The 4104-nt window shown below is 68.4% G+C and carries 4 protein-coding genes; all 4 read right to left on the minus strand.

Going from position 1 to position 4104, the window contains the following annotated elements; translation table 11 throughout:
* Window positions 1–930 (minus strand): type II secretion system F family protein (locus FHG71_RS22780; protein ID WP_139084065.1); only part of this gene is annotated, 930 nt, incomplete at its 3' end.
* A 9-nt stretch (window positions 931–939) separates the two neighbouring features.
* A complete protein-coding gene (locus FHG71_RS22785) occupies window positions 940–1914 on the minus strand; it encodes a type II secretion system F family protein (protein WP_139084067.1) in 975 nt (324 codons plus the stop codon).
* On the minus strand, window positions 1911–3308 hold the full coding sequence (locus FHG71_RS22790) for a TadA family conjugal transfer-associated ATPase (protein WP_139084068.1): 1398 nt from the start codon (window positions 3306–3308) through the stop codon (window positions 1911–1913). The genes FHG71_RS22785 and FHG71_RS22790 overlap by 4 nt, the downstream gene beginning before the upstream one ends.
* A gap of 17 nt (window positions 3309–3325) precedes the next feature.
* On the minus strand, window positions 3326–4104 hold a 779-nt coding region (locus FHG71_RS22795; RefSeq protein ID WP_139084070.1), incomplete at its 5' end, for a CpaE/TadZ family protein.

Below are 4104 nucleotides of genomic sequence, written 5' to 3' on the forward strand. Positions count from 1 at the left end.
CAGGGAGGCCAGGACGGCCGACATCTTCACCGGGAGCTTGTTCGCCATCTCCTGCGCCTTCATCTCGCGCACCGTGCGCATCTCAGCGGCATAGGCGGTGAGCGCCTCGGACATGCTGGTGCCGAACTGCATCGACTGGGCCACGACGCTGGCGAAGGAACGGACCGTGTCGACCCCGGTGCGCGCCGCCATGTCGGCCAGGGCGTCCTGCCGGGGCCGCCCGGCCTGAACCTGGTGCTGGACGGCCAGGAACTCCCACGACATCTCCGGCGAGACGGCGGCCAGCTCGTTGCCTACGCGGGTCATGGCGGCATCGAAGCCCAGGCCCGCCTCGACCGAGATCTGCATGAGATCGAGGGCGTTGGGAAAGGACTCCTCGATCTTCTGCCGCCGCTCGGCGACCCGGCCCTTCAGCCAGTAGTGCGGTCCGAAATAGCCCAGCACGACGAGCGCGGAGAGACCCAGCATGATCTGTCGATTGCTCAGATCGGCCACGTGGCTGTGCAGGTCGAAGGGCATGGTCACGCCGGGCAGGCGCCCGAGGACGATCAGCCCCAGCAGGAGGCCCGGCAGGAGGATGCCGAAGACAACCCGGACCATCTGGTAGTTGCGGACGGCATGGGGCCCCGTGAAACCGGCCTGCGCGAGATCCCGTGCCAGTTGGACCCGCTGGGACATGTCGGTGGGCACGAAGGCCTTCGCCAGCCCCCTGGGATCGGCGTCGGGATCGCGCAGGAGCCCGCGGTCGGGGCGGGGTCCGGTCCGGGCCTTGCGGCCGGCGGCGAGCCGGACCGCGGCCGGGTTGCGGTCCGTCGCCAGGGCCGCGATGCCCAGGAAGCCGAGCAGACAGCCGGCGCCGATGCCCATCAGCAGCAGGGTCCGCAGGGAGAGACCCATCTGGGAGGCAAGGAACTCGATCTGCTCAATCATGACAGGGCCTCAGACGCGGAAGTTGACGAGCTTGCGCAGGATCAGGGCATTGGCGGCGACGAGGACCCCGATGGTGATCATCATCGGCAAGAAGACCGGATCATCCGCCACCTCACCGTAGTAGCTAGGATTGGTGATCGACGTCATGCCGTAGATCAGGAACGGGATGGCCGACAGGAACCACGCCGAGAGCCGCCCTTCCGAGCTGATCGCCTTGATCTTGCGCCGCATGACAATGCGGCCGCGGATGACCCGGGCCAGCGTGTCGACAATCCGGGCCAGATCGCCCCCGGTGCCGTGCTGGATGGCGATGCTGGCGGCCAGGTAGTGCACGTCCTCGACATCCACTCGCTCGGCGAAGTCCTGCACCGCCGTCACGAGGTCGTCGCCGTAGGCCACCTGGTCGAAGATGATCCCGAACTCGCTGCCGATCGGGTCGGGCATCTCGTGGGCCACATGGCTGATCGAGGTGTTGAGCGGATGGCCGACCTTCAGGCCGCGGGCCATGAGCTCGAGCGCGTCAGGCAGCTGCGCAACCAAAGCATCCATCCGCTTCTGCCGCTTCACCCGGACGATGACGACCGGGAGCAGGTAACCGAGCCCAAGCGCCAGGAGGCCGGCCTGGAGTGGCGGCAGGACCCCCAGGGCGAAGACCCCGACCAGCGCGCCGCTCATCAGCGACAGCAGCAGGAGCCGCCCGGGCTCCATGGTCATGCCGGCGCGGCGCATGTCCTTGGACAGGTGTCCGAGGAAGGGCAGCCGGTTGATGAGGCTCGCCTCATTGGAGGGCTTCAGGAGCGCCAGCACCTCCTCGGTGGTGGCTCCCTTTCGGATCATCCTCATGCGGCGGTTGCGCGCCTCGATGCCGGTCTCGCTCCGGCTCAGGAGCTGCGCCAGCCCGGTGATGAGGAGAAAGGCCCCGAGCGCGATGCCGACATAGACGGCGTAGACGATCTCCTGCTGCTCAAGCGCGAAGGAGGTCATGCGCCGCGCTCCGCCAGGAAGGCGCTGGGGTCGAGGTCGACGCCGGCCGCCGCCAGGGCATCGGCGCAGCGCGGCCGGATGCCGGTCGGGATGAAGTCGCCCAGCACCTCGCCGCTCTCAGACTTGCCCTTCTTCCGGAAGACGAAGATGTCCTGCATGGTGATGACGCTGCCCTCCATGCCGGTGATCTCGCTCACGCTCATGACCCGGCGCCGGCCGTCCGACAGGCGCGAGAGCTGCACCACGAAGTGCAGACCCGAGGCGATCTGGGTCCGGACCGCCGACTGCGGAAAGTCGATGCCCGTCATGGTGACCATCTGCTCCAGCCGGCCCAGCGCGTCGCGGGCCGTGTTCGCGTGGACCGTGGTCATCGAGCCGTCGTGGCCGGTGTTCATGGCCTGGAGCATGTCAAAGGTCTCGGCGCCCCGGCATTCGCCGATGATGATGCGGTCAGGACGCATCCGCAGGGCGTTCTTGACGAGATCGCGCTGCAGGACCGCCCCCGCGCCCGTGGGCGTCGCGGGCCGCGTCTCGAGCCGGACGACGTGCTCCTGCTGGAGCTGCAGCTCGGCCGCGTCCTCGATGGTGACGATCCGCTCGTGCTCGTCGATGAACGAGGACATGGCATTGAGCATCGTGGTCTTGCCCGAGCCCGTGCCGCCCGAGATGATGACGTTCATCCGCGCCTGCACGAGCCCGCGCAGGAGGGCGGCCGCCTTGGCCGACAGGGCGCCGGCGTCGACCAGCCGGTCCATGGTGTAGGGCTTCTTGGAGAACTTGCGGATCGACATGGACGGCCCATCGATGGCGCAGGGCCGGATGATCGCGTTCACCCGGCTGCCGTCCTCCAGCCGGGCGTCCACCCAGGGGGTGCTCTCGTCGATGCGCCGCCCCACCCGGCTCACGATCTTGTCGATGATGCGCAGGAGGTGCTTCTCGTCGCGAAAGCGCGTCGGCACCTTCTCCAGCACCCCGAACCGCTCCACGTAGACGCTGCGGTAGCCGTTCACGAGGATGTCGTTGATGGTGGGGTCCGCCAGGAGGGGCTCCAGCGGCCCCAGGCCCAGCACCTCGTGCAGCAACTCCTCGACGATCTCCTTGAACTCGGCGGCCGGCAGGGGATTGTTCTCGGCCAGGAGCACCTGGTTGACCAGGTTCACCATCTCGCGCCGGAGGTCCTCGGGGTCGATCTTGTCGAGGACGTTGAGGTTCATGCGCTCGAGCACCGCCTCATGCAGCTTGCTCTTGAGCTCCAGGCGCTTGACGAGGTCGCGCTCGGCGGACGTGACGAACTGGGCGGCCCCTTGCTCCACAACGGCAGGAGAGGGAGATGTCCCAGGCAGAGGCACGACCTTGGCCTGGGAGCCTTCAGGACGTGTGAAGTTGCGGAACATGGGATCTCCTGAAGCTCCTAGTGGGCGCGGGCGTGGGCGGGGGTCTGCTGGGCAAGAGAGGCCAGCGTCTGGCGGCCGAGGGCGGCGATGGCCTTGGACAGGGCGGAGTTGCTGACAGCCGCCAGCGGCAGGCCGCGGTCGCTGGCCTTTCGCGCGGCCTTCGGGTCGAAGGGCAGCCAGTGCCGGAAGGGCCGCTCGAGAAGCTTCTCCGCTTCCCTGTGCGGGCTGCCTTTGATCAGGGGCTTGTGCTCCTGGCTCATGACGACCTCGACCTGGAGGGCCGGGTTGTTCTCCAGGTAGATGTCGAGCAGGCGCCGGGCCTGCCGCACGGAGGGGACCGCGCCGTCCGTTGCCAGCAGCAGGCGGTCGGTCCGCTCCAGGACGGCGGCGATCCAAAGGACGAGGGTGCGGGGCAGGTCGACGACCACGTAGTCGAACTGCTTGGCGAGCGCGTCGAGGAGGGCGCCGATCTGCGCGCTCGTCAGCGCCTCAAGAGGCGCGAACTTCGAGGGGGCCGCCAGGACCCACAGGCCCCCGGGGGTGGTCGCGAGAGCCTGCGAGATGAAGGTCGCGTCCGGCACCGTGCCGTCCATCGCGATCTGGTAAAGGGCCTCGTTCTCCTTGGCGTCGAGCAGGCTCGCGACCGCCCCGAACTGGATGTCGAGATCCACGACCACGACCCGGTTGCGGGGGACCTTGCGCAGCCCGCGCCGGTCCATCAGCCGGTCGGCCAGGTTCACGGCCAGGGTGGAGGACCCGATGCCGCCGCGGGCCTGGGTCACGGTGACGATCTTGC

The organism is Rubellimicrobium roseum, assembly GCF_006152145.1.
Lineage (GTDB): Bacteria > Pseudomonadota > Alphaproteobacteria > Rhodobacterales > Rhodobacteraceae > Rubellimicrobium > Rubellimicrobium roseum.